Source organism: Bifidobacterium sp. ESL0820 (genome assembly GCF_052606235.1).
On sequence record NZ_CP199594.1, the window covers coordinates 1527884 to 1553450 of the forward strand.

Here is a 25567-nt window from a genome sequence, read left to right on the forward strand (position 1 = left end):
TCAACACCGATCGGAGACTGAAGAGGAGTGCCAGTACCCCCAGCCTGCAACTTATGCCGGGGATACCGCATTGCCTATTAGCGCAGAAGGTAACCGCCGTCCACGGGTATCATGACTCCGTTCATGTAGTCTGAGGCCTTGGAGCAGAGGAAGACCATGGCACCCTTGAGTTCCGAGGGCTGCCCCCAACGTCCTGCAGGGATGTGATCCCTGATCTCTACGCTGCGGACTGGGTCTTCCTGGAGGGCTTTGGTCATGGGAGTATCGATATAGCCCGGAGCTATTCCGTTGACTTGGACGTTATATGGTGCCAGGGCATCTGCGAAAGCCCTCGTAAGCCCCATGACTGCATGCTTGCTGGCAGCGTAGGGGAAGATGTATTTCCCTGCCCGGTAGGACTGCATAGAGCCGATATTGATGATCTTGCCAGAACGCTGCTTCATCATCACCTTTGCCACTGCATGGGATAGGTAATACAGGGCGTTCAAATTGAGGTCAATGACAGCCCGCCAATCTTCGTCGGGGAATTCATCCAGAGGGTGACGACGCTGCATGCCAGCATTGTTGATAAGAACATCGATCCTGCCGAACTCCTTCATCGCCCTCTCTACTACCCTGTCGGCCGCACCATCCTGCGTAATGTCCTGCTTCATGAGGACCAGGCGATGCCCTTGGGCGTGGACGAATTCCCCGGTCTTGTCCCAGTTCCTCTCGGTGTCCGAAACGACCATGACATCGGCTCCAACCTGGGTCACAGCCTGCGTGTAGCATTCGCCCAGTCCACTGGCACCGCCCGTGATGACAACCACTTTGCCTGTCAGGTCAAAGCTCTTTAACGAGAAGTCATCGTCCACCATCGACTCATCCTTTCGTTGAACACCCGGCGCGCTGCCCTGTAGCACTTCCTATTGCTCATTTGGCTGACGACGGGGCACAGTTTCTCAGTTTATCGATATTCCTTATATTCAAACAGCAACGTTTTATAAGGTTTATCGATTAACCACAGGTATACACGATTAGGCCCAGCATGTCAATTCAGTCATTCCTCTGAATCCTGTGGCTACAGCGCTGCCGTAATCCAAAACCTGGGCTAGCCTAGTGAAGTACAGGAAGAAGAACCGATACCTGCCGTGTTTTGCAACCGCGGACAAGGAGCGGATTCCAGGAGGACGACATGAGCAAGGCGACCATAGCGGATATAGCCCGTGAGGCCGGCGTCTCCGTCACCACGGTTTCCCGCTTCATCAACGGCAACTATCAGAAGATGAGTACCACCACCAGATTACGCATCGAGGCCACTGTAAACCGTCTTCACTACACCCCTCGTGCCTCGGCAAGACAGCTGAGGCGGGGTCAGAGCATGATCGTCGGCGTCATTGTCGGCGATATTTCCAACGTTTTCTCTTCACTTCTTTTCAAAGGAATCTACAACGTCCTCCAGCCGGCCGGTTATGACGTTATGTTGATGAACTCAAATAATTCAGTCCTCCAGGAAAAAGATGAAATTGACAGACTGCTCTCCCAGCAAGTAGACGGTTTGATTATCCAGCCCGATGCCTACGATTTTGAAGCCTACAAGTCCGTTTCAACGTCTCATCTTCCTCTGGTCATGGTTGACAGGCAAATAGAGGATCAACCCCACCAGATCAGCCGGGTCACCAGCGACAATTTTGACTCCTGCTTCTCCCTGGGTTCCAAACTCCTAGCCGGGCACTATCAGAAAGTGGTGGTTCTGAGCCGAGTGCTGAGCCAGATATCCGCCCAGACGATTCGTGCAGAAGGATTCGCTAGGGCAGCCCAGGCCTTGGGAAGAAAATACGCCAGGATAGAGATGGGCGACCATGACAGATCATGGCTGTCCAAACAGATCAGAAGAGAAATAACTGGCATTGCCGAAGATGGCACCGGCAAGACTCTTTTGGTTTCTTTGATGGGACCGCTTCTCTTCGATGCACTTGCCTCTCTCCGGGAACTCAGACTCGTCTTCCCCAGGGACTTGGGCCTGGTAAGTTTCGACGACTGGGACTGGTCGCAATACGTGGGAAACGGCATCTATCTGCTTGAGCAGAATCCTAAAGCCCTGGGCGAGCAGGCCGCCTCTAATCTCTGCTTGCAGATGGAAGAGGTCAGGGCAGGACACGACCCGTACGGAGTTAGTAAAAGTTATAGCCTGCCAGTCAAAAATGTTCCGGCTCCCTCTGCTTAGGCTTGCAATCCAAGTTCTCACCGTACTGTGTACTCAGGATCAGCTGCGCCATGTCTGCCGGTACACCGTCCAATCAATCTCGTCGATTCTAAGTATGTAAGCATCCATTCAAGCTCATCAGGGCAAGAATGCCTTAAAAGGGTGTGAATTCATCTGACAAGGCGTGTCGCGCCATAGAGAACGCGCAGAGATGCACGGCACGCTCACACACTGCGCTTAACCTATTCGGACCAGCGAGTCAGCTTTTCGTTTTTCTGCGGCAACAGAATGTTGAGCGTGAACCAATTGCTGACGACATCTATCGACACCTCACCCTGATGTTCGTGGGCGATGTGACGAACCGATTTGACGCTATAGCCGTGCAGACCCTTGCTGCTTTTAGTGCTCGCCAAATCTCCATTGCCTTTCCAACGCAACGTCGTGACAAAATAGTTCTCAATACAAATTACGGTGAAATGCTCATGTGCGAACAATGCCAGCCGTATCAAGCGACGGCTGGGGTCGGCAATCTCCTTCGACGCCTCGATGGCATTATCTAACGCGTTGCCGAACAATGTAGAGATATCCATGGATGTCGTCATGCCATCGAGCGGCTTGCCTTTAGCGACTGCGGTAAGCGTGATGCCCTAATCGGCGCACATCTGCTCCTTGATCGGTAACGCAGCGTCTAGCATGGGATTGCCGATGTGCTGCTGCGAACCGTAACGCTGCACCGAAGCTTTCAACTGAGTGAAATTCTGAGACGTGCTCTCAAAATCTAATTCCACGAGCAGAGCCACAATCCAGTGCTTCAAATCGTGGGAGATTCAGCCCGTGGCCTCAAAATTCCTCTTGGAACGCCAAGTACTCCTGATGCTAACTATACGCGCGAGCGTCCATCGACACCGGTTCGAAAATGGCATGATTCTGCCACAGCTTCTCTCGCTAGGCGTACAGCAATACGAAACCGCACACAGGTCCACAAGCGTGCGGATGTAAAACACTTCCAAACCGACCCGGCCGAGAATGGCGTATTAGTGGATACGAAACTCAAATTAGACATACGAACATGGCTATCGTTATCATGACGGTGTTCAGCACACTTCGCTTAGGCAAGGACTTATCGCTGAATTCGGCGAAATTCCATCGCTCCGCAAACCATGCAAACAATCCGTAGCCACCGTAGATTGCCACCAGAATCAGCACCGAAAGCGGCGCGTAAATCGACTGTCCCTGGGGGACGCAGGAAACTGTCAAGCTGCCAATGCTAAGAAGCGATGAGCTCGACCAACACAAATGCCCGCACCATCAGGTACACGCTGCTGAAAGCATCCGCTCCCGAAGCGAGCGCAACGATACCATACATGCACAACACAGCCACGCACATGCTGAATATCCAAAAGGTGATTGGCAGAGAACCGGCCCAATACTGCACGCCGACTATCAGTAACAGACCCACATATAAAAGGAACACAATAACATTTCACCGAGACTTTTTAGACAAGGCACCCCATCCATTCGCTGATCGCTGCATACAGACGCGGAATGTCAGGCAGTGCGCTGAGTATGTGCGTCAATGCTTATCGGCTTTCCCGACGCTGGCAGCTCATCGAATCGTCATCCACCACAGCAACTCTGGTTTCACGCATTATTCGACTTCACCAGCTTGACAGCTTCCATTCGGCAAATTTAGCAGCATACAACATACGGATTTCACTTCCATTGCACCGAATGCCAGCAATCGGCGTCTTTTACGCCACTCTAGGTGACGCCGTGGATTCGCGAATAATCAGTCTGGAAGGCACGTCGTCACTATTCTCGTCTGGATGAAGATTCACTTCGGCGGCAAAGTGCGGCAAAGCATGCCCGCCAGCGGCACCGCTCTCTTCACTTTCGCCCCTCTCCTGATTGGGCTTGTCGGCGAGACGTTCCACGGCGGCAGCACCTATCGTCTGGAAATTCTGCTGCCAGGTTGTGATACTCGGGACTGTAACCTCGCCAATGGGATTGCCGTCGAAACCAGCGACGCTGATATCTTCAGGAACACGCTTGCCTTCCAACAGTATGCCTCGTATCACACCCGCAGCCACCTCGTCATTCCCAGCAAACACGGCGGTGACATCGGGGAATGACGCGAGATACTTGCCAATCTGCTCGGCTTTACGCGGGTCCCAGGTGCAAGCGAGTGGCTCAGGAATCTTGGCGCCGGCATCTTTGAGCGCCTGCCGCCAACCCAAGGATCTGCTATATTTGTTATCATTCTTCGGTATGGAAACATGGAAAACAGTTTTATGCCCCAGTCTGAGCAAGTATTTCGTGACCTGATAGCCGCCTTCATAGGCCCCGAGCATTAGATTGCCGGAATGCAGGTGCACATCGGCCTCATCAATGATGACTGTAGGTAGCGCTTTGGAAATATAGTCAATGAACGCGTGCAGCAGGCTGGAATTGCCCAAATCGATGAGAATGCAGCCGGTGGGACCGTTTTGGATCAGCTGATCCACGGTTTCCTTGGCCTTCTTCTCCCCGTCATCGTCATTCACCAATGTGACGGTGACTAGATATTTGCGCACACGGGCTGCCTCTTCGATGCCCTGGATCAGCTGCATGGAACCGTAGAGAGAAATGTCCGTAGCCATAACGGCAATAGAACGAAATTCACTAGAGACCAGCGCTCGAGCGATGATATTCGGCCGATAATTCAGCTCTTTCACCGCGAGCTCGATGGCCTTACGCCTGCCCTCACTCAGATTGGGGCCGCCGTTGAGATACCGCGAAACAGTGGTCACTGAAACACCAGCCTCGCGCGCCACATCTTTGATAGAAGGCGCCCGCTTTTTCGCTGTAGCCATTGTCAACGCTCCTTTCGCAAGCAAAATTATCCGGCAGCCGTTGAACAGCCGCCGGAAAGTATCAATCGGATCCATTCGCTACTCAGACGCGACCAGTTCTCACTCAACGTACAGCCGGCAGCCATACGTTCGAATCAGCCAACGCCCACAATCGACAAATCCAATCGATGGATCAGAGATCTACTTCACCGCGCCTCCAGTTATGCCAGAGATAATCTTCTTTTGCGCAATGGCAAAGATAATCAGCAACGGTAAACTCATCAGAATAATGTAGGCAAAGATGTAATGCCAATTATTCAAATACATTCCCGCATTTGCCACGTTGTACAAATTCAAAGGTAACGTATCCATTTTACCTGAAAGAATGAACAAGGCATAGAAGACATCGTTCCAAATGTAGAGAATGAGGAGAATCGTCGCGGATGCTAGAGTCGGCCCCAACAGCGGTAGCACAATCGTGAAGAAAACCCTTATCGGCTTGGCGCCATCGATACGCGCTGATTCTTCCAGCGAAATTGGAATGGTACGAATGAAACCAGTGACGAAGAAAATGACCGTCGACAGGTAAATGCCGATGTAGACGCAAATCATGCCTATCGCGGTTCCCGCCAAACCAATCATTTTCAGCAGCAGCATGACAGTCACCACTGCCGGTGGAAGAATCAGACCGGAAATGCACAGAGCGTACACCACTGCCATAGCTTTCGTTGTACGCCGGGCCAGAATCCACGACGCCATGGAACCGAATACCAAGGCTATGACCACTGACGGCAGCGTGACTAGCAGTGAGCCGAAGAACGCCGGAATCATCTTGCCCTGAGCGAGGACGACACTAAAGTTCTCGAACAGATGCCACTTGGTCGGCAACGCCAGTGACAGCCGCAACGCTTCAGCCTGGTCTTTTCCAGCTGTTACCACCAGCAGGTAGAAAGGCACGCCTAAAGCCACCACAACCAGTACAACCAGCAGCACCGTATGCACGATATTCCTGCCATGCCGCTTTTTGTTGACGACAGTGCTCTTAACGGATTGAGAATTTACTACACTCATAGGATCTTTGCCTCTCTTCTACGCAAGTACCAAATAAGCGGAATAGCGATGATCATGACCACAACGAACAACAACAGGCTCATCATCGTTGACTGGGAATACAGCCCTTGTCCGAACGTGCGCCAGACGAAGAGGTTGAGAATCTCCGTGGACCCGCCGGGGCCGCCAGCCGTCGTGGCTTGAACCGTGTCGAAGCCGTTCATCGAGCCCAGCAACGAAGTCGCCACATTGAAAGTAAGCGCCGGTGCCAGCAGCGGGAACTTGATTTTCCAGAAAGTCTGCCACCCATTTGCACCATCAATCTGAGCGGCTTCGAGCACATCCTCATCGATGGTCTTCAGGCCGGACAAATAGATGAGCATGGCGAGCCCGGCCCACTTCCAGCCTTGAATGGCCGAGACGATGACGATCGACCAAGTGGTACTTCCCAGCCAAGCCGTACTGATGGTTCTTCCGGCAAAGAAACCCAGAATCTGGTCAAGAGCACCATTCGCCTGCAGAAGGGCTTGCCAGACATAGCCAACAGCGAGCGCCGACATCAGCACCGGAATGAAGAAAAGCACCCGGGCAATACGGTTTTCAAACGTATCTTTTTCGAGAAATACAGCGAGAATCAGACCAAAGGTATTCTGGAAGAAAGACTCGCAGACGGCGAAAGTCAGCGTGATTCTCAAATCCCTGAGCAGAACGCCGTTCTTGAACAGGCTCGTGAAATTGTCGAAGCCATTGAATGAAACGCTGGTTTTAAACGCAGACCAGTCAGTAAACGCGTAAACGAAATTCAAAACGGTAGGAATGAAGAAGAAAATGAGCAGGACAATGCCTGCCGGCACGAGGAAGCGTAGCGGATAGTTTTTCTTCATCACTTGATTTTTGTAGTTCCGGCCAACAGATTCGGATCTACCGGAATCCTGCTTCACGCTTGCGGCGGAACCAGTAAGGACAGTCTGAGACATCACAGGCCCTTTCTTGTTTTTTGCATTTTTCATGTGTGCGCCAGACTCGACAATCGGCAATCCGCTGGCTGCAGATGGTTCAGAATCGTGCTTCAGCCAGCGGAAGTCGGAAGTCGTGATATCAGAAGCCCTTTGCTCCCTGGGCCTTGGCCACCTGGGTGAACTGATCCTGTGTGGTCTGCGCAACCTGCTGTGGTGTCATAGTGTCGTTGACCATATTGGCCAGGTTCACATAGAGATCAGGGTTAGCAATCGCTTCCAGCTGCATAGCGCCGACGCTGTGCTGGATGGACTTGGCCATGTCCAAACTGGCTTGGGGAACAGTGGCAGGAGAATCCACGTTCTTCTTCACGGAGATGATATTCTGCTCATCAATGAAAGCCTTGTAGTCATCGGTCATCCAGAAGTTAAGGAACTGCCGCGCAGCTGCCTCACGCTTGGCGTCCTTGGTCTTGAACGCCACAACCGCATTGGAACCGTCGGGAATAAGCGTGGCATAGTTGCCCCTCTTCGAGACCGGGAAGTAACCGATTCTCTGGTCGAGCGCGCTCTTGTCGTGATTCGCGAGCGCCGTAACGCCGAGGAACTGACTAGCATTGCCGAAGATCATAGCGGTGTTGCCCTCCCACAGAGCTTTCTCCTGAGCGGTATCTTTGGCAGATCCTGCGTCGGTGTTGTACAAGCCTCTCTTGAAAAGACTTTGATACTCGGTGATAGCATCCAGAATGTGACTGTCGGTAAACTTCTCCTTGCCTGAATTCACACGATCCCAGAGTCCGGCCTTGGCTGCTTCGGCCAGTTGCGCCTGCACAGCCCACTGAGTGCCCCACTGGGAACCGCCCATTTCATACAGCGGCGAACCGACGTTGGGCAGGTTGGCGTCCTTGATCTTTTGCGCCGTAGCGACAAAGTCATTCCAATTCTGCGGTACCTCATTGATGCCGGCAGCCTTGAAGACTTCCTTGTTGTAATAGACTCCGATGGTGGGAGGCATGCTGATGATAATCGAATAACGAGTATTCTTGTAAAGCCCTGCCTCGTCATCGATGCCCTTTTTATAATCCTTTTCGAACGGGGCATTGTCTAGTTTCTGCAACTTGCCTTGTGCCACCAAACCTGTAAGCATAGAGCGCGTAGGCTGCCAGAAAGCAAGATCGGGAACATCTCCAGTTGTAATCTTGCTCTGAGAGTTATTTTCATAAACCTCGGGAATCGTAACCAGTTTGACCTTTGCGCCTGTTTTCTTCTGGAAAGCGTTAATGACCTGAACTGGGATCTTATTGGACTGAGGACCCGACCAGAATGTCAGGTTCACTCCGTCAAGCTTCTGACTCGTTTTCGGCCAATAACCAACTGCTTTCGTGTCTGTGTCATCGCTGCTGGCCACCGGGTTCCCGCATGCTGCCACTGTTCCTACGCACAACCCCGTTGCCAGCATAGCTGCGACCGCCCGAGCGACACGCTTTGTTGAAACTCCGGCGAATCTCTTTACAAGGGGCCTACGCCACTCATGGATTAACTTCATTGTTTATCCCTTTCTATTATAAATAGCAATATTTTGTATACGAATCTCGCGAGCGAGGCGCACCATGACGTATCTCAACATGTTTCAACACACCTCAAACAACCTCAAACACATCTGCACAAGCCTCAGCAAGTTCGCAGCATGACTGTTCTCGCCGTATATGTTCCTTCCGGTATATGAATATCTAAACTGCCCCCTTCCCTGTTCCATCGAAATGACCATTGTCCAGGCAAAGCATTGTTCAGCGCACAGTCAGCTTTGGCGCCGCTATCCCCCGGGAAAACAGGCACTATTTCACAGTCGTGATTTCTAAAAGCCAGTACGGGAAGAGATACCTCGCCGTTATCTGCGTTACGGCCCCAGACGGTAATCAACACCTCATGATCAGCTTCATTCGCTTTGCTGGTCTCAGGAGAAAGCGGTCGGATGCCAAGCGCAACTTTGTCATCATTCCAACCAGGCAAACCGATTGGCCAAAACGGCACACCATTGACAAGCCGGGTTCGAATCGTATTCCGGTAGGCGTCAACAGCTGCGCGAACCATATCGATTTGCTTGTCCGAAAAGCGGTTCAGATACCCCGAAAGGAAAAAGTGCCCCAACATTGTATTCGTCATTGCGAATACAAACTGCTCATCGTCCATGTCCGCAGAAGGATAGGCCCAATTCCCGGCCTGCTCTGGAAGCATCGCCATCGGTGCAGTAGCCGAAATAGTCGCGTAGCGTTTGTAATCCTGTTGATCAGAAGTGGATTGCAAGCGGAAACTCGATGTCTGCGCGAAATCGGTTCGCATTCCTCCCGACGAACAATTTTCCAGCACCAAACCGGGATGACGCTGGTAAAGGTCACGAATCCATGCGAGATAAGCCCGGTTATGCTCAAGCAGGCCGTCACCCGCGCTGTCGGATTGATACGTAGTTCCAGGACCAGGCGTCACGTTATAATCAAACTTGAAATAGCCCACGCCGAAATCATCAATGAGTCGATCCACAACTTCGTTCATGTGATTCACGACAATCGGATTCCTGAAATCGAGCATATAACGTTCCTGCTCCACCACACGCTTGCCGTCATGCTGGAAGAATGCGGAATCCGGCAGCTGTTTGGCCAACGGACTATGGATCCCGACCACCTCGGGTTCCATCCAAAGCCCGGGCACCATGCCATGCGCTTTGATGGCATCGATGACTTCGGAAAGCCCATTCGGGAAACGCGTATGCGACGGTTTCCATTCGCCGACAGATGGCCACCAATTGCCAGTGTCATCGTACCACCCGCAGTCGATGCAGAAAATTTCTGCTCCGACTTGAGCCGCCGAGTCAATCAATGGCAACAGCCGTTCAGTAGTAGGGTCACCGTTGAGGGTATTCATGTAATCATTGAAGATGATTTTTGGTTCTGCGATGTGGTCATCAGGCGTGTGGTAGGCCCGCCTATACAGCGTTATCGTTTCAACTGCCTGATCAAAATTTTGCGCCGGAGCAACAGAAACCGGCACACTGGTGAACGATTCGCCTTTGCCGAGCGTCTTCGACCAGCCATGATCACGGTAATCAGGTCCGCTCAAAGCAAGGTAGCCGTCAGAATTGTCGGCCTCTCCTACTTCCCAGCGCCAGGCACCGTTATTTTCGACCTGAAAAATCCAACCGAAATGTTCCGCGGGCGCAGCGAGCAAACCCATGGGAAGTGCTGTCCCTGTTGAGAATGTGCCTTCGGAAATCAGACTGTGCGCTCCCTGTGGACTTCTGCCGTCCAATTCATTGCCTAAGGATGGGCATAACTCACGCATGGTATTCCAAGACCAACGGCCTTCGCCGAGCCAATCGTTCTTACATTCAGCCAGATACCACTCATCGAGGGAGTCACTCCCCTCATTGAAATTCGCCCTCTTCCCGAAGGGTTGGCAATATGTTGGCACGGATTCCAGTGTCATCGAAGATTCGGCAGTATTGCGCACAGTCGAACGCACACGGAACATACTGCACACGTCAGGCAGTTCAAAAGTCACATCCGCTTCAACGCGTTCAGTCTTATTGCCCAAATGGATGACAAGCCGACTGAACTGTCCCGAATGAGTTGACTCATAAGATTCATAATGCAACATTGCAGCCAGGGACGTTTGGATCAGACGGCGGCCAGCATGAACATGACCCCATCCACGCCCCGATGCCAAGACCTGAAGCATCGGCAGTGGGTTTGGAAAGACAATACGGACATCATTCTCCATATTCCCTGTATCCGTCGGTGGAGCAACCGACGTGACTGCTGAGGCAGCTTCCATCTCGGATGTATGTGCCCCATGCTGCGACAGTGCGTTGGATTCCTGAAAATTTGAAGTGTAGGAACCCGAGCGCGATGCAGAGAATGTCATAGCGGCAACAGTGACCGGACGATCTTCTTTTGTCGTGAACTCAATCTGCAAAAGGTCGTTGCCCCATTTCAACAGAGACCCCATTGTTCTTAGCTCCTTTGGTATCGTTACTTTGGTATCGTTTTTTCCATGCTACACAAGCGCCATTGCTGGAGATAATGTTCATTAGTCCGCACAATTGCAAGCAGATAACATGATTAATATAAATCGGAATCGTTTCCAATGCAAGTTGAGTTTCAGCCTTTTAGAATAACATCTTTGAGGTCTACACACTGCCAAGTGCAAACGGATCTGTATACCCACTATCTATCCCACAGCACCTATGCCCCGATCTGACCACCAGGCCTCTGGCCGACACCACCGACACAGCCGCCGACAGATTACCTGTATCCATCTGATCTTGCCTCTAAGCGGCGTGACATAGCCCTTTGAGTATCAACACATCATCAACAACCGACGCGTTAACCTACCCTTTCAAGCCCAAACCTTACGACACGGCCACTTTACGTTCGCGAAAGAGAAGCCGACCGCAGGTACCCTCATACGTCCACATGCTGACGAAAATACAGGGTAAGGGCATAGACCTTATCTACCAATAATGGCCATTATGTTAGATTCGATTTATCTCAATGTTTTAATGTATTTGGTGCTGTAAAGTTTGCTACTTCGCAGACATACGCTTTGATGCTGTGTTACAAAAGGTAAGCATCTCTATCGCTATACACGCGGTTTGAATTTGCTGAATCCCAACAATTGAGAATTACTACGTCATAAGTTCTGACTTTTCATGCTTGGACTACATAGGAAACAAAAATGTGACATTTCTACTCAGAACACCTGGCCATATGTACAAATTGTTTGGATACTGCAACACTACGCCGTTCGTATAACTAGCTTTATTTGTTTTGTAAACATCATTCCTTCTTACGGCTTTTACTACATCTACGATGAGCCCTTCATCAAAGATACAAACAATGATTCGATAGGCACCGATTCTATAGCGCCATAGAGTTTTCTTGTCACCTTCGAGGGCTTTACGCGATTGTCTGGGCTTTCAAATCCTTGCATATGGTCATCAAGCCATTACACAATACACTTTTGTACCAGACCTTGGTCTGTTGCGGATATGGAAAAAGGAGGCATCTCCAAGGATATTGTCCTTGAGATGCCTCCCGTAATCACGTGTTGTGGCGGCGGTGTGCTACTCTCCCACACTCTTCCGGGTGCAGTACCATTGCCGTGCTGGGTCTTAGCTTCCGGGTTCGGAATGGGACCGGGCGTCTCCCCCAGGCCATGACCGCCGCGAATCTTCAATTCTTCCGACCCTGCCGGGTCGGGGTCTCCTGGCGGCTTGGGGACCGGATGGTGGACGCGTGCTCCGATTGTCTGATCGCCTGTGCGTGTTCGTGTTCATTGCCGCAGGCATGTGTTTCGCAGTCGGGTTGATGCCGCCGCCCCTCATGGGGGCGGGTGTGGTGTTGTCTTCGACCATTAGTGCCGGTCGGCTCCGCCCCTTACGGGGTGTCCACGTCCGGTCTATCGACCATGTGTTCTGCATGGGGTCTTCAGAAGCCGCAAGGCTTCATGGAATCCTTATCTTGGAGGGGGCTTCCCGCTTAGATGCTTTCAGCGGTTATCCCATCCGAACGTAGCCAACCGGCCGTGCCGCTGGCGCGACAACCGGCATACCAGAGGTTCGTCCACCCAGGTCCTCTCGTACTATGGGCAGGGCTCCTCAAGATTCCAACGAGCGCAGAGGATAGAGACCAAACTGTCTCACGACGTTCTGAACCCAGCTCGCGTGCCGCTTTAATCGGCGAACGGCCGAACCCTTGGGACCTGCTCCAGCCCCAGGATGCGACGAGCCGACATCGAGGTGCCAAACCATCCCGTCGATATGGACTCTTGGGGATGATCAGCCTGTTATCCCCGGGGTACCTTTTATCCGTTGAGCGATGCCGCGTCCGTACGCCGGCACCGGATCACTATCTCCGACTTTCGTCCCTGCTCGACCCGTCGGTCTCGCAGTCAAGCTCCCTTGTGCGATTGCACTCAACACCCGATTGCCAACCGGGCTGAGGGAACCCTTGGGCGCCTCCGTTACTCTTTGGGAGGCAACCGCCCCAGTTAAACTACCCGCCAGGCACTGTCCCTGGCCGGGATGACCGGCCGAGGTTAGAGGCCAGATGAGGACAGAGCGGTATTTCACATTCCGGCTCCACGGATGCTGGCGCACCCGCTTCGAAGCCTCCCGCCTATGCTACACAGTCCGCACCTAACGCCAATACCAAGGTATAGTAAAGGTCCCGGGGTCTTTTCGTCCTTCTGCGCTTAACGAGCATCTTTACTCGTACTGCAATTTCGCCGAGCTCCTGGTCGAGACAGTGGGGAAGTCGTTACGCCATTCGTGCAGGTCGGAACTTACCCGACAAGGAATTTCGCTACCTTAGGATGGTTATAGTTACCACCGCCGTTTACCGGGGCTTGAATTCACCGCTGCCCCCTCCGAAGAGGGATGACGGATCCTCTTAACCTTCCGGCACCGGGCAGGCGTCAGTGCATATACAGCGACTTACGTCTTCGCATGCACCTGTGTTTTTGGTAAACAGTCGCTACCCCCTGGTCTGTGCCGCCCCCACCGGCTCCGCGCGCAAGGCGCCTCACCGGCAGGGGCCTCCCTTATACCGAAGGCACGGGAGTGATTTGCCGAGTTCCTTGACCAGGATTCGCTCGATCGCTTTGGTATACTCTACCTGACCACCAGTGTCGGTTTAGGGTACGGGCGGCGCCACTCCTCACGCCGAAGCTTTTCTCGACGGAACGGCACACCGGATTCGGGGCACAAGGCCCCCCATCATCACACCTCGCGCTCATGCCGGGCGGATTTGCCTGCCCGACGCGCCGCATGCTTGACCACGGATAACCACCACCGCGGCCCGGCTCCCGTTCCGTGTCACTCCTGCGCTACCCGCCACGCATCCACACGCCGGTCCCACCACATCGGCAGGTCCGAAGACCAGCCTCCGAGGCAGGTAAGGGCACGCTTCCGCGTCTTGGATTGGACGGCTTGACGCCGGTAGGAGAATATCGACTCCTTCATCCATTCGACTACGCCTGTCGGCCTCGCCTTAGGACCCGACTCACCCGGGGACGACGAACGTGGCCCCGGAACCCTTGGTCATCCAGCGGGCGGGATTCTCACCCGCCTCTCGCTACTCATGTCTGCATTCTCACTTCCACACGGTCCACGGCCGGCTCACGCCGCCGCTTCGCCCCATGCGGAACGCTCTCCTACCCAGCACAGCAAACTGCGCTGCCGCGTCTTCGGTGGCGTGCTTGAGCCCCGCTACATTATCGGCGCGGAACCACTAGACCAGTGAGCTGTTACGCACTCTTTCAAGGATGGCTGCTTCTGAGCCAACCTCCTGGCTGTCTATGCGACTCCACATCCTTTCCCACTTAGCACGCGCTTAGGGACCTTAGACGACGATCTGGGCTGTCTCCCTCTCGACGACGGAGCTTATCCCCCGCCGACTCACTGCCGCGATACACCTCGCACGTATTCGGAGTTTGGCTGCTGTCGGTACCCGATACGGGCCCTCAAGCATCCAGTAGCTCTACCCCATGGAGGCACTCACGCGACGCTGCACCGAAATGCATTTCGGAGAGAACCAGCTATCACGGAATTTGATTGGCCTTTCACCCCTAGCCCCAGGTCATCGGCCCGGTTTTCAACCCAGGTCCGTTCGGTCCTCCACGCGGTCTTACCCGCGCTTCAACCTGCCCAGGGCTAGATCATCCCGCTTCGGGTCCAGGACACGCGACTGGAAACGCCCTTATCGGACTCGCTTTCGCTACGGCTGCCCCACACGGGTTAGCCTCGCCACGCACCACTGACTCGCAGACTCATTTTTCGATAGGCACGCCGTCACCCCGAAAGGCTCCGACGGATTGTAGGCACACGGTTTCAGAAACTCTTTCACTCCCCTCCCGGGGTGCTTTTCACCTTTCCCTCACGGTACTCGTACGCTATCGGTCAGACAGGAATATTCAGGCTTACCCCACGGTCGGGGCCGATTCACACGGGATTCCACGAGTCCCGCGCTACTTGGGAACAAGAACCGGCAGGCGGCGCGCCTTCGGCTACGGGGCCATCACCCTCTACGGCCGGGAATTCAATCCCGTTCGCCTCACACGCCGCTTTATCACTGCCGCCGGGCCCGTCGGAGCCCGGACGCCAAGTCCCACAACACCCATGCCGCAACCCCCGACGGGTCTCACACGGCACCGGTTTGGCCATCATCCGCTTTCGCTCGCCACTACTCACGGAATATCCTTTCCTGCAGGTACTGAGATGTTTCACTTCCCTGCGTACCCCCCGCACGAATGCGGTGCCGGCCCATAACAGCCGGCGGGTTACCCCATTCGGACACCCTCGGATCAAAGCCCTGTCGGCGGCTCCCCGAGGCCTATCGCGGCCCCACGCGTCCTTCATCGGTCCTGTCTGCCAAGGCATCCACCATGCGCCCTTGCCGACAACACGGCCACAGGCCATGCCACGACAACAACAACTGCGAACTGCCAGACGACAAATCATCACACTAAACGATCACAAAACGATCGACCCGAACCCACCAAAAAAATAGGCTCGGACGAAACAATACAGCAGACAGCCAGCCAGAAAAGCCAGCCATCCGCTCGCGTCCACTATCCAGTTCTCAAGCCACCAGCGCGCCGCCAAGACCCCACAGGGCAACACCCCATGCAGGAACCCGACGGGCGGCAGGAACACCACCCAAAACAAGGTGGCGGTCCGGGAACCCAACAGCGCATCCATGCCACAGCCTTCCGACCGTTCCACGCCAGCACGCCCACACCATCCGGCCAACCGGCCGGACCCATGGACTCGACCCCACGACCCATAAACAGGCGGGGGATTTCACTCATATCTCCGTAGAAAGGAGGTGATCCAGCCGCACCTTCCGGTACGGCTACCTTGTTACGACTTAGTCCCAATCGCGGACCTCACCTTAGACGGCTCCCCCCCAAACGGGTTGGGCCACCGGCTTCGGGTGCTGCCCACTTTCATGACTTGACGGGCGGTGTGTACAAGGCCCGGGAACGCATTCACCGCGGCGTTGCTGATCCGCGATTACTAGCGACTCCGCCTTCACGGAGCCGGGTTGCAGGCTCCGATCCGAACTGAGACCGGTTTTCAGGGATCCGCTCCATGTCACCATGTCGCATCCCGTTGTACCGGCCATTGTAGCATGCGTGAAGCCCTGGACGTAAGGGGCATGATGATCTGACGTCATCCCCACGCTTCCTCCGGGTTAACCCCGGCGGTCCCCCGTGAGTTCCCACCATAACGTGCTGGCAACACGAGGCGAGGGTTGCGCTCGTTGCGGGACTTGACCCAACATCTCACGACACGAGCTGACGACGACCATGCACCACCTGTGAACCGGCCCCGAAGGGAAGCCGCGTCTCCGCGGCCGTCCGGCACATGTCAAGCCCAGGTAAGGTTCTTCGCGTTGCATCGAATTAATCCGCATGCTCCGCCGCTTGTGCGGGCCCCCGTCAATTTCTTTGAGTTTTAGCCTTGCGGCCGTACTCCCCAGGCGGGATGCTTAACGCGTTAGCTCCGACACGGAACCCGTGGAACGGGCCCCACATCCAGCATCCACCGTTTACGGCGTGGACTACCAGGGTATCTAATCCTGTTCGCTCCCCACGCTTTCGCTCCTCAGCGTCAGTGACGGCCCAGAGACCTGCCTTCGCCATCGGTGTTCTTCCCGATATCTACACATTCCACCGTTACACCGGGAATTCCAGTCTCCCCTACCGCACTCCAGTCCGCCCGTACCCGGCGCCGATCCACCGTTAAGCGATGGACTTTCACACCAGACGCGACGAACCGCCTACGAGCTCTTTACGCCCAATAAATCCGGATAACGCTTGCACCCTACGTATTACCGCGGCTGCTGGCACGTAGTTAGCCGGTGCTTATTCGAAAGGTACACTCACTCTCGCTTGCTCCCAATCAAAAGCGGTTTACAACCCGAAGGCCGTCATCCCGCACGCGGCGTCGCTGCATCAGGCTTTCGCCCATTGTGCAATATTCCCCACTGCTGCCTCCCGTAGGAGTCTGGGCCGTATCTCAGTCCCAATGTGGCCGGTCGCCCTCTCAGGCCGGCTACCCGTCGAAGCCTTGGCAGGCCATCACCCCGCCAACAAGCTGATAGGACGCGACCCCATCCCATGCCGGTAAACCCTTTCCCGCACCATCATGCGACAGCGCGGAGCATCCGGCATTACCACCCGTTTCCAGGAGCTATTCCGAAGCATAGGGCAGGTTGGTCACGCATTACTCACCCGTTCGCCACTCTCACCGCCAAGCAAGCTTGGCGGATCCCGTTCGACTTGCATGTGTTAAGCACGCCGCCAGCGTTCATCCTGAGCCAGAATCAAACCCTCCACAAAAAACCATGAAGAAGCCGAAACGACTCTCATAATAAATTGACGGGCCAGCTTCCATAAGGAGGAAACCAACCCACGAAAAACCCCGACACCCCTCACAACGCTCCCACGTACCCGACAACAGCCGGGCGGGCATCGGACTGGCAATCAAAAAGCTATAAGTAGCACAAACACGCTCTTGAGTTCTCAAACCACCACCACACCAACAGCTCCAAGTCCTCCGAAGAGTTCTCATCACTGCCGGGCAGCAAGAAGTAAACTTACACGAGTTTGGGTTGACCCGCAAATTGGCATACTGAAATCACGGTGGAACCCAATGATTTCGCGGTTTCTACGGCGTGTCGGTTTTTGCCGACCAAGCCCCGCTCAATTGGCCTTCACCTATCCAGGAGCCCCGCGCACTCTTCAGCGAGGCTCAAACCAATATCTTCAATGACTCATATTAGTAGATTCGGTTCTTCGCAAGAGGTATTTCCACCATGCGGATGGGTGCGTGCAGCCAGGCTGCAGTTCCTTCTTACACAGGCGCTACAAGCAGAGGGCTTTAACCGTTGCTGCGAACCGTTCTGGCTCGTCCCACTGTGGGCAGTGCCCTGACCGGTCAAATCGGATGAACCGATGCGTGCTCTTCAGCCCATCAGCAAACCGCTCAACCAGACTGCCTGGCAGATGACGGTCATACTTGCCGCTGATGAAATAAACAGGGGCCCCGAAAGAGGTCTGCCCGTTGAAATCGACCTGCTCCAGCTCAGCGTCCAAGCGCGCCCGGGACTGAGCCACCCCCTTGGCATGGTTGAGCAGACGCGACCAGTTGTAGCAGGGCGAGCGCAGGTAGGTCATGATCCGTCCCAGAGATCCGAACAGCATGGCAACCCCGCCACGAGACAGCAGCTCATCGATCATCAGCACCATGTCGGCAGCCCCGCTCTCCTTGCTGACGATCGCACCAAGCCGGGAGCCCAAACTCTGTTGCCCCCAATGCCGTCTTAGCCGAAGAGCGGCGCGCATGCTGACGACCTGCCCAAGGCCGATGTAGCAGCGAACGAGCGAGGGATACCGCTTCACCATCTCCAGTCCCAGGACGCTGCCCCATGAATGACCGACGAGGATGAGGGAATCCTGCCCGTAGGCGCGAAGAAGCTGTAGCACGAACTGGTGAACATCCTCAACCATCGAATCGATGGTCACTACCTCGCCAGGCGCAAAAGGATGGTAGGACAGTCCACTGCCTCGCTGATCCAGGTTGATGAAGCGGAAATCGCGCTCCAAGGCCGCGTTGTAACGCATGGTCAGCGGAATGCAGGCATCACCCGGACCACCATGGAGGTAAAGAATGATGGGAGCACGAGGAGGTGCCGGATTCATCGAGAAAACAAAGCGCGCACCATTGATCCGAGTTTGATAGATATGCGAGCGACTGGAAAACGAAACCGTGGGGCCTGTCATACCATCATCCTACTGATTCCCGTTTGGTTCCGTCCTCTACAACCAGGTTGATCCACGCTCTATTAATTTATATTCAGTGACCCGCGAACGCGCTGGTCCTGTGTAGCCCTTGATCCGCTCAATCAGCATATCCACTGCCTGATTCGCAAAATCCGACGCATGCGGGTCGATCGAGGTCAAAGAAGGATTTGCGAACCTTCCCTCGCTGACGTTATCGAATCCAATAATCTGTACATCGTCAGGAATCTTGTATCCACGCCGCTGCAGTTCATGCATTGCGCCCAAGGCAAGGGCATCATTCAGACAGACTATGGCATCCGGCGCATCGGACACCGCCAGCATGTTGCTGACAGCCCGCTCGCCATCACTGCTGATCCACTTGTTTCCAGATACCACAATGCGCCAGTCGATTTTTTTGTGGACCTGGTCGAAGGCCTCGACATAACCCCGTGTTCTCATCGGCCGACCACCCTCCTTGGCCGTAAACAGGGTCTGCCTGTCCGCACCGTCCGGGGCTCCGATAAGACCTATGCGGTCCACTCCACTGGCCAGCAGCCTCCCAACGGCATCACGCACAGCAGCGACATTAGGCATCATCACATTATCCACCTTGCCGCCGGAAATATAATCGCCGACCAGCACCACAGGGAAGTTCTGATCCAATAGGGATTTGGGTTCCACCGGGCGGTCTGCCAGGAATATCCAACCGTCTGCACCAAGGCGGGGTATTTCATTTATGATATCAACCAGCCCAGGCCCATTCGAATCATAGGTATCAATAACCACGCCATAGTGAGCTCGTCGGGCAATCTTGACAACCGTATCGACAAACATGGCAGGGAAAGGCTGAGCGAAATTGAAGGTCGCCACTCCAATGAGTTTTGATCCTCCGGTTTTCAATCTCCGGGCAGAAATATTTATGGAGTACCCCAAATCGTCTATTGCCTTTTCGACCCTCTTCCTGGTCTCTGGTCGCATGCTTCCTGAGTGGTTGATGACATTGGAGACCGTTTTTATAGAAACATGAGCCTGGCGTGCCACATCCTTGATTGTCGGACGACTCTGCATGTTTCTTACCTTACAGAAACCCATACCTTTAGGAGCCTCCGCTGGAACGCCTCCATGCCATTCCAGCGAAAGCAAGCTCTAAGCCTTGACCGACCCTGCTGTAAGTCCTCCGACCCAGTATCGCTGCAGGAAGAGGAAGGCCAAAATTAGCGGTATGACTGAGACAAGCGCACCTGAAGTTATAAGGTTCCACACTTGCTCGGATCCGGCACCTGCGTTCGATTTCACCTGCCACTGCGTGAGGCCGACCGTGATGGGGAACAACTTGGTATCCGACAGGACCACAGAGGGGAGGAAGAAGTTATTCCAGCACCCGACCACGGACAGGAGGAAAACCGTGGTGATGGCGGGGGTCATGATCGGGAGGGATACCTGGAAGAAGGTCCTCAATTCACCGGCTCCGTCTACGCGAGCTGCCTCCATCATCTCATCCGGCAGTGATTGCATGCAGTACACTCGCATCAGATAGGTGCCGAAAGGCGAGAGCAGCGAAGGCAGTATCACCGCCCAGATGGTATCCGTCATGCCGAATTGAGACATAAGGATGAAGGTCGGAATGACCAGGGCCGTGGTGGGAATCATCAGAGCGCCTAGCACTATATTGAAGTATAGGTTCCGGCCTCTGAACCTGAATTTGGCGAATCCATACCCCGCCATCACCGAGATGGCAGTGGCGCCGATCCCGCCAACGATGGCATACAAAAACGAGTTGACAAGCCAGTGCCAGTAAATGCCACCCTCATAGGTGGTCAACTGACGAATATTGCTCCAGAGCGAAAAGTCATTGTCAAACCACATGGCGCCGTGTGCTCCGGAGAAGAGGCCGGCGTTACTCTTTGTGGCGGCGACAATCAGCCACCAGACAGGGAACAGGAAATACACCAGGCAGATGGCCAGCAGAACATAGGCCAGGGTATGCGATGTCTGTATTTTCTTCCCGGCAGCAGCGCCGTAATTGCCATTTCGAGTCGACATAACTCAGCCCTCCAACCCAGACTGATTGCGGGTCAGTCTCATGAAGACGACGCTGAACGCCACCACGAGCAATCCCAGAGCGAAAGAGATCGTCGCAGAGTAATTCAACTGGTTGTAATTGAATGCCAGAGCCTGGGCATACATGTTCGGCGTATATTCAGGCTGAATCACCGATGGGACGTTATTGCGCAGAATCATCGGTTCCGTATAAAACTGCAGAGTTCCTATCAGGGCGAACACCGTCACCATAACCAGAGAACTTGAAATCATCGGGGTCTTGATCTTCAGAGCAATCTGCACCTCTGAGGCCCCGTCGATCCTGGCTGATTCATACAGTTCCGGAGGAACCGACTGGAGGGCGGAATACAGGATAACCATATAATAACCAGTCCACTGCCAAGTCACTATGTTGACCAAGGAACCGAATATCCCACCAGGCTTCAAGAATCCAGGGGGCTGCATACCGAAGAGACCAAATATTGAAGTAAATGGTCCCATCTGCTTCGAGTAGAGGAATCCCCACATCAAAGCGCCGATCACCACGGGTATGGCGTAGGGAAGGAAAAAGATCAAACGGGAAAAGGACGCGAACCTATTGGTCATGGTGTCCAACACCAGGGCCAGAAGGAGGGCAAACCCCAACTGAATAGGGACCATGACCACTGCGTATAAGACCACTCTCCACATACCCGATAGGAAAATGGGGTCAGAGAACGCACGTGCATAGTTGCTCAACCCAGCAAAGACCGTGCCCCTCAGCTGCGTATATGAGAATAGTGAAATATACCCTGCATAGATGAGCGGTATCACCAGAAAAAGCAGGAAAACAAGACCAAATGGAGCAGTGAAGAACCAACCCCAGGCGTTCTCTCTGCTTCGCTTTGTTCCCTTCCCCTTGGCGCCTGACCGCTTTCGCATAGTTGACATTGCTGTACCTCCCAGTGCGGGCCCTAGAAATCCGAGCCCGCACTATTTCATTCATTGAACTGTGAACCCTTGCTGACGCGCATAGTCGGAAAGGCTCTTGTTCAGAGTGCCTAACGAAGCAGAAACATCGGCATTATCGCGGACGATCTTGGTGAAGGTCTTGGTCTGCTCGTCATAGGCATAGGGCTGGAAGGGAAGGAACTCATAACCCTTGTATCCCAAGGCAACCGGGGCGATAATCTCATTGATTTTCTGATCACCATAGAATGGATCCGTCATGTTCTTGAAGGATTCCGAGTTGAGAACCTTGGTCCAGGTGGGGAAAAGGCCACTATCGGTAATAGCCGTGTGCTGTACCTGATCGTCCTTGAACAATTCCATAGCGACCTTGGCGGCCATCTCGGTGTGCTTAGCCTGATCCGTCACAGCAAGCGAAGAACCGCCAAAATTGACAGCTGGTGTTGATGAATCCCAAACAGGGGCCTTAGCAACCTTCCAGTCTGCCGTTGTATCAGCTCCGCTGACGCCCCGAAGTGAGCCGACCAACCAAGAAGCGCAAACAGCTGTGGCCCATGAACCATCGACTATTTTCTTGTACCATTCAGCTGTATAGGCATCATCGGTGGTAACGACTCCTTCCTTGGCCAAGCGCTGCCAATACTCCATAACTTTTTGGGCAGGCTTGGAGGTGAAATCAATACCGACCTTGTCAGGTGAGGAGGCAGAATAGTGGTAGACCTTGCCGCCAGCCTGCGCCATCAAGGTTACGTTGGATCCATTGCCACTAGGCTCATAATTCCCAATATGACCTGTGAAGCCCTTTTCGCGCAGCTCCTTGCCGGCCTGTTCATATTCATCCCAAGTCGTAGGCACTTTTACCCCGTACTTGTCGAATATATCCTTTCTGTAGATCATGATGAGCGGGCCCTGATCAACAGGAATGGCATATACGGACTTGCCGCCGCCCAGACTCACTGAGTTCCAGGCTCCAGGCGTATATTCGTTCTTTACCTTTTCCGCCCCGAACTGGGAAAGATCTACCAGGTGCTTTTCCACACCAGAAACATATTGTCCTAGAACGTCGTATTCAATCTGGACTACATCAGCCAGTCCTGACTTGGCCTTGATCGCAGTCGTGATTTTCTGATATTGCGTCTGCCCAGAACCTGCACGCGTCCAGCAGACCTGAACATCATCGTGAACTTCATTGAATCTATCGACCATTTTTTCAATTGATGGATACCAAGCCCAGACCGTCACCTTCTCCACACCCGGCTTCTTGATGGTGTTCTGGCACTTGGCGTTGTCATTAGCTTTGGCATCACTGTGAACTGCCTGACCTTTACCCGCGTCGCCGGCTGATGAACCAGATGAGCCACAAGCCCCAGTCAACAGCAAGGCCAGACAAGCTGCACAAGCTGAAGCAATCTTCATTGATTTCTTCATTTCATTACCTTCTTCATGATTGATTGAGTTACATTGAGTCAATATCCGGGCACCTGCTCCAGCACGGCCCCGTCATCTATTCCCCTCCTTCCATGCGTCTTCAGTGATGCCGATCCGGCTTGATCAAGCAATCAACTAACATGGATGACGTTCCATGAGACAGGAGCGAGTTCTGCTACAACCTTGTTCTGTTCCGGCAGGAATTCGACCTGTTTGTTTCTCCTGGGAAACACTCGGTCGGGAGCATCCCGGGTATTGGCCAGCATGTAGTCCTCCTCATGAAGGGTGGTCATGCCAGCTGTCTTGTATGACCCGTCCGACCCGATATCAAGGGTGAGCGTATTGGACCTGTCCAGAGAACGGTTCACTGCAAATATGGCTAGGGAACCATCGGCGCACAAGACCGGGACTGCATTGATGTCACTGACCTCCCCGTATCTATCAGTCGGGTGGCGGGAGCCAGTCAACAGACCGCGAACCACCGTGCCACCCTTTGAAAGATGAGCAGCCTGGGAAAACGGATAGAAGGTCGTCTGCCTCCAAGCTCGGCCTCCCGGAGCGGTCATGATTGGTGCTATGACGTTTACCAATTGTGCTAATGATGCCGAATGAACACGGTCTGCATTACGCAACAGGGTGATAAGCAGATCGCCAAACGCAACTGCATCGGCAACTGTGTAGACATCCTCAAGGAGGTGCGGGGCAACCGGCCAGTTGTCGATCCCCATCGGCGTCTGCGACTGTTCAGCATTCTGATACCAGATGTTCCATTCGTCAAAAGAGATGAATACATCGTGTTTGCTCTTCAGCTGGGCCTTAGTCGCATCGATGATGGATCCCACATCCTTGATGAAGCCATCCATATCGTTGCCTGAAGCCAGGAAACTGGCCATATCGTTGTTTACAGGCTGGTAGTAGGCATGAGCAGAAATGAAATTGATGTTCTCGTATGTCTCTTCCAGGACAGTCCGTTCCCAACTTCCGAAGGTTGGCATCGAGTGGCTTGAAGACCCACAGACAGCCAACTCAATGTCGGGATCTATCTGACGCATCCCAGCAGCTGTAATGGCAGCTATCCGGGCATATTCATGGGCCTTCCTATGCCCTAGTTGCCAAGGTCCATCCATTTCGTTGCCCAGACACCACATGCGAATACCAAATGGCGCATCTCTACCATTGGCCCTACGCAGTTCAGACAAGGCCGTACCAGAAGGGATATTGGCATATTCCAGCAGATCCAAAGCCTCCTGGGTACCCTGAGTGCCCAAGTTAACTGCCTCCATCAGCTCATTGCCGCCCAGTTTAGCCAGCCACTTGACCATCTCATGCAATCCAAATTCATTGGTCTCGGTAGAATGCCAGGCAAGATCGAGCCTTCGCGGGCGTTTACTCGGATCGCCTATGCCGTCGCGCCACCTATACCCGGAAACAAAATTACCGCCTGGGTACCGGATGGTCGTCACACCCAGCTCCTTGACCAACTCCATGACATCGGAACGGTATCCGTCATCATCTGCAGAAGGATGGCCAGGTTCGTAGATACCTGTATAGACGCATCTGCCCAGGTGCTCCACAAAGGAGCCGAACAATCGGTTGTTGACAGAACCGATAGGATCGCGATCTTCGATAATCAGTTGAGTCCAACCGTTTTTCCCGGAGTTCGGTACTTCCACTCTTCCAACCGTCCTTTACGCTCCACAGAAGAACTATAAATACAACGTTGTTTCCTCTGTCAGACATTACATAGCTCAATTATTGAAGTACATTAGTACAACCTTGTACTTCTCGAGAACACTATATACCGATATTTCAGGATGAACAAGTCAGAAATACGATTATTGCCAAAACGGACCTTCCCTCAATGGAATCCGTTTCAGGCATGACAGATAGATATATGTCGCAACAGACGACGAAGCGCACTTGCCCAGAGGCCGTTGAATTCCTGTACAGGTTATGTGGCAAAATCGACTTCATGGCCGGCAACCTAATGAACACGTGGTGGTAAGATTGCGAGCTCATGCTGAATGATTTGTATTAATTTACAAAGACACACGTTTTTGAATTGAGCCATTTCTACAGCTGTCGAAACTCAGTAATTGATAAGAACATATAACTGTGCGCTGAACACCTACATCACTCAGTCATCTTTACCAGCCTGACCAGCAATGAGGCAAGTACGACTACATAAGCGGAAATCTAGCATCATGCATCGGACACAATTGCACAGGTCTAGTCTTTTCCAACTATCTTGTACACCTTTTTAACAATCGCAGGAATATTTTCTC

The 25567-nt window shown here is 53.5% G+C and carries 15 protein-coding genes and 3 rRNA genes; 1 reads left to right on the top strand and 17 read right to left on the bottom strand.

The genetic code is table 11. The annotated features are described in order from the left end of the window. Positions 1-77: 77 nt before the first annotated feature. Positions 78-857, bottom strand: a complete 780-nt coding sequence (locus tag ACUIAH_RS06040) for an SDR family oxidoreductase (RefSeq protein WP_198201105.1) — start codon at positions 855-857, stop codon at positions 78-80. 317 nt (positions 858-1174) lie between these two features. Here ACUIAH_RS06040 and ACUIAH_RS06045 point away from each other — a divergent pair, with 317 nt between their 5' ends. Beyond that, on the top strand, positions 1175-2206 hold the full coding sequence (locus ACUIAH_RS06045; protein WP_445340676.1) for a LacI family DNA-binding transcriptional regulator: 1032 nt from the start codon (positions 1175-1177) through the stop codon (positions 2204-2206). A gap of 221 nt (positions 2207-2427) precedes the next feature. On the opposite strand, the gene ACUIAH_RS06050 is transcribed toward ACUIAH_RS06045, so the two are convergent. The 16 genes from ACUIAH_RS06050 to arfA form a co-directional block, all read right to left on the bottom strand. After that, positions 2428-2787, bottom strand: coding sequence for an ATP-binding protein (locus ACUIAH_RS06050; protein WP_445340677.1), 360 nt, complete (start codon positions 2785-2787; stop codon positions 2428-2430). Positions 2788-3936: 1149 nt separating this feature from the next. Then, positions 3937-5037 carry a LacI family DNA-binding transcriptional regulator gene (locus ACUIAH_RS06055; RefSeq protein WP_445340678.1) on the bottom strand — a complete coding sequence of 367 codons (1101 nt, stop codon included), beginning with the start codon at positions 5035-5037 and terminating at the stop codon, positions 3937-3939. A 180-nt stretch (positions 5038-5217) separates the two neighbouring features. Next, the gene (locus ACUIAH_RS06060) at positions 5218-6018 is read right to left on the bottom strand and encodes a carbohydrate ABC transporter permease (protein WP_313842288.1); all 801 of its coding nucleotides are present in this window, start codon (positions 6016-6018) and stop codon (positions 5218-5220) included. 65 nt (positions 6019-6083) lie between these two features. After that, on the bottom strand, positions 6084-7076 hold the full coding sequence (locus ACUIAH_RS06065; protein WP_445340679.1) for a carbohydrate ABC transporter permease: 993 nt from the start codon (positions 7074-7076) through the stop codon (positions 6084-6086). 88 nt (positions 7077-7164) lie between these two features. Then, on the bottom strand, positions 7165-8430 hold the full coding sequence (locus ACUIAH_RS06070) for an ABC transporter substrate-binding protein (RefSeq protein WP_445340680.1): 1266 nt from the start codon (positions 8428-8430) through the stop codon (positions 7165-7167). Positions 8431-8693: 263 nt separating this feature from the next. Continuing rightward, positions 8694-11024, bottom strand: a complete 2331-nt coding sequence (locus ACUIAH_RS06075; protein ID WP_445340681.1) for a glycoside hydrolase family 36 protein — start codon at positions 11022-11024, stop codon at positions 8694-8696. Positions 11025-12128: 1104 nt separating this feature from the next. Next, positions 12129-12245 (bottom strand): 5S ribosomal RNA (rrf, locus tag ACUIAH_RS06080). Positions 12246-12412: 167 nt separating this feature from the next. After that, a 23S ribosomal RNA gene (locus tag ACUIAH_RS06085) occupies positions 12413-15483 on the bottom strand. A 66-nt stretch (positions 15484-15549) separates the two neighbouring features. After that, a complete protein-coding gene (locus ACUIAH_RS06090; RefSeq protein ID WP_445340682.1) occupies positions 15550-15777 on the bottom strand; it encodes a hypothetical protein in 228 nt (75 codons plus the stop codon). Positions 15778-15897: 120 nt separating this feature from the next. Continuing rightward, positions 15898-17423: ribosomal RNA gene (locus tag ACUIAH_RS06095) — 16S ribosomal RNA — on the bottom strand. Together the 16S, 23S and 5S rRNA genes form the textbook arrangement of a ribosomal RNA operon. Before the next feature lie 525 nt (positions 17424-17948). After that, positions 17949-18785, bottom strand: a complete 837-nt coding sequence (locus tag ACUIAH_RS06100) for an alpha/beta fold hydrolase (protein WP_445340683.1) — start codon at positions 18783-18785, stop codon at positions 17949-17951. Positions 18786-18902: 117 nt separating this feature from the next. Continuing rightward, positions 18903-19934, bottom strand: a complete 1032-nt coding sequence (locus tag ACUIAH_RS06105; protein ID WP_445340684.1) for a LacI family DNA-binding transcriptional regulator — start codon at positions 19932-19934, stop codon at positions 18903-18905. 78 nt (positions 19935-20012) lie between these two features. Then, positions 20013-20909: a carbohydrate ABC transporter permease gene (locus tag ACUIAH_RS06110; protein ID WP_445340685.1), complete on the bottom strand. Its 897-nt coding sequence runs from the start codon at positions 20907-20909 to the stop codon at positions 20013-20015. Between the two features lie 3 nt (positions 20910-20912). Then, entirely contained in the window at positions 20913-21836 is a 924-nt protein-coding gene (locus ACUIAH_RS06115) for a carbohydrate ABC transporter permease (protein WP_445340686.1), read from the bottom strand. A 51-nt stretch (positions 21837-21887) separates the two neighbouring features. After that, complete coding sequence (locus ACUIAH_RS06120; RefSeq protein WP_445340687.1) at positions 21888-23282, bottom strand: ABC transporter substrate-binding protein; 1395 nt, start codon at positions 23280-23282, stop codon at positions 21888-21890. Between the two features lie 131 nt (positions 23283-23413). Then, entirely contained in the window at positions 23414-24955 is a 1542-nt protein-coding gene (gene arfA / locus ACUIAH_RS06125) for an arabinosylfuranosidase ArfA (protein ID WP_445340688.1), read from the bottom strand. Positions 24956-25567: the final 612 nt, after the last annotated feature.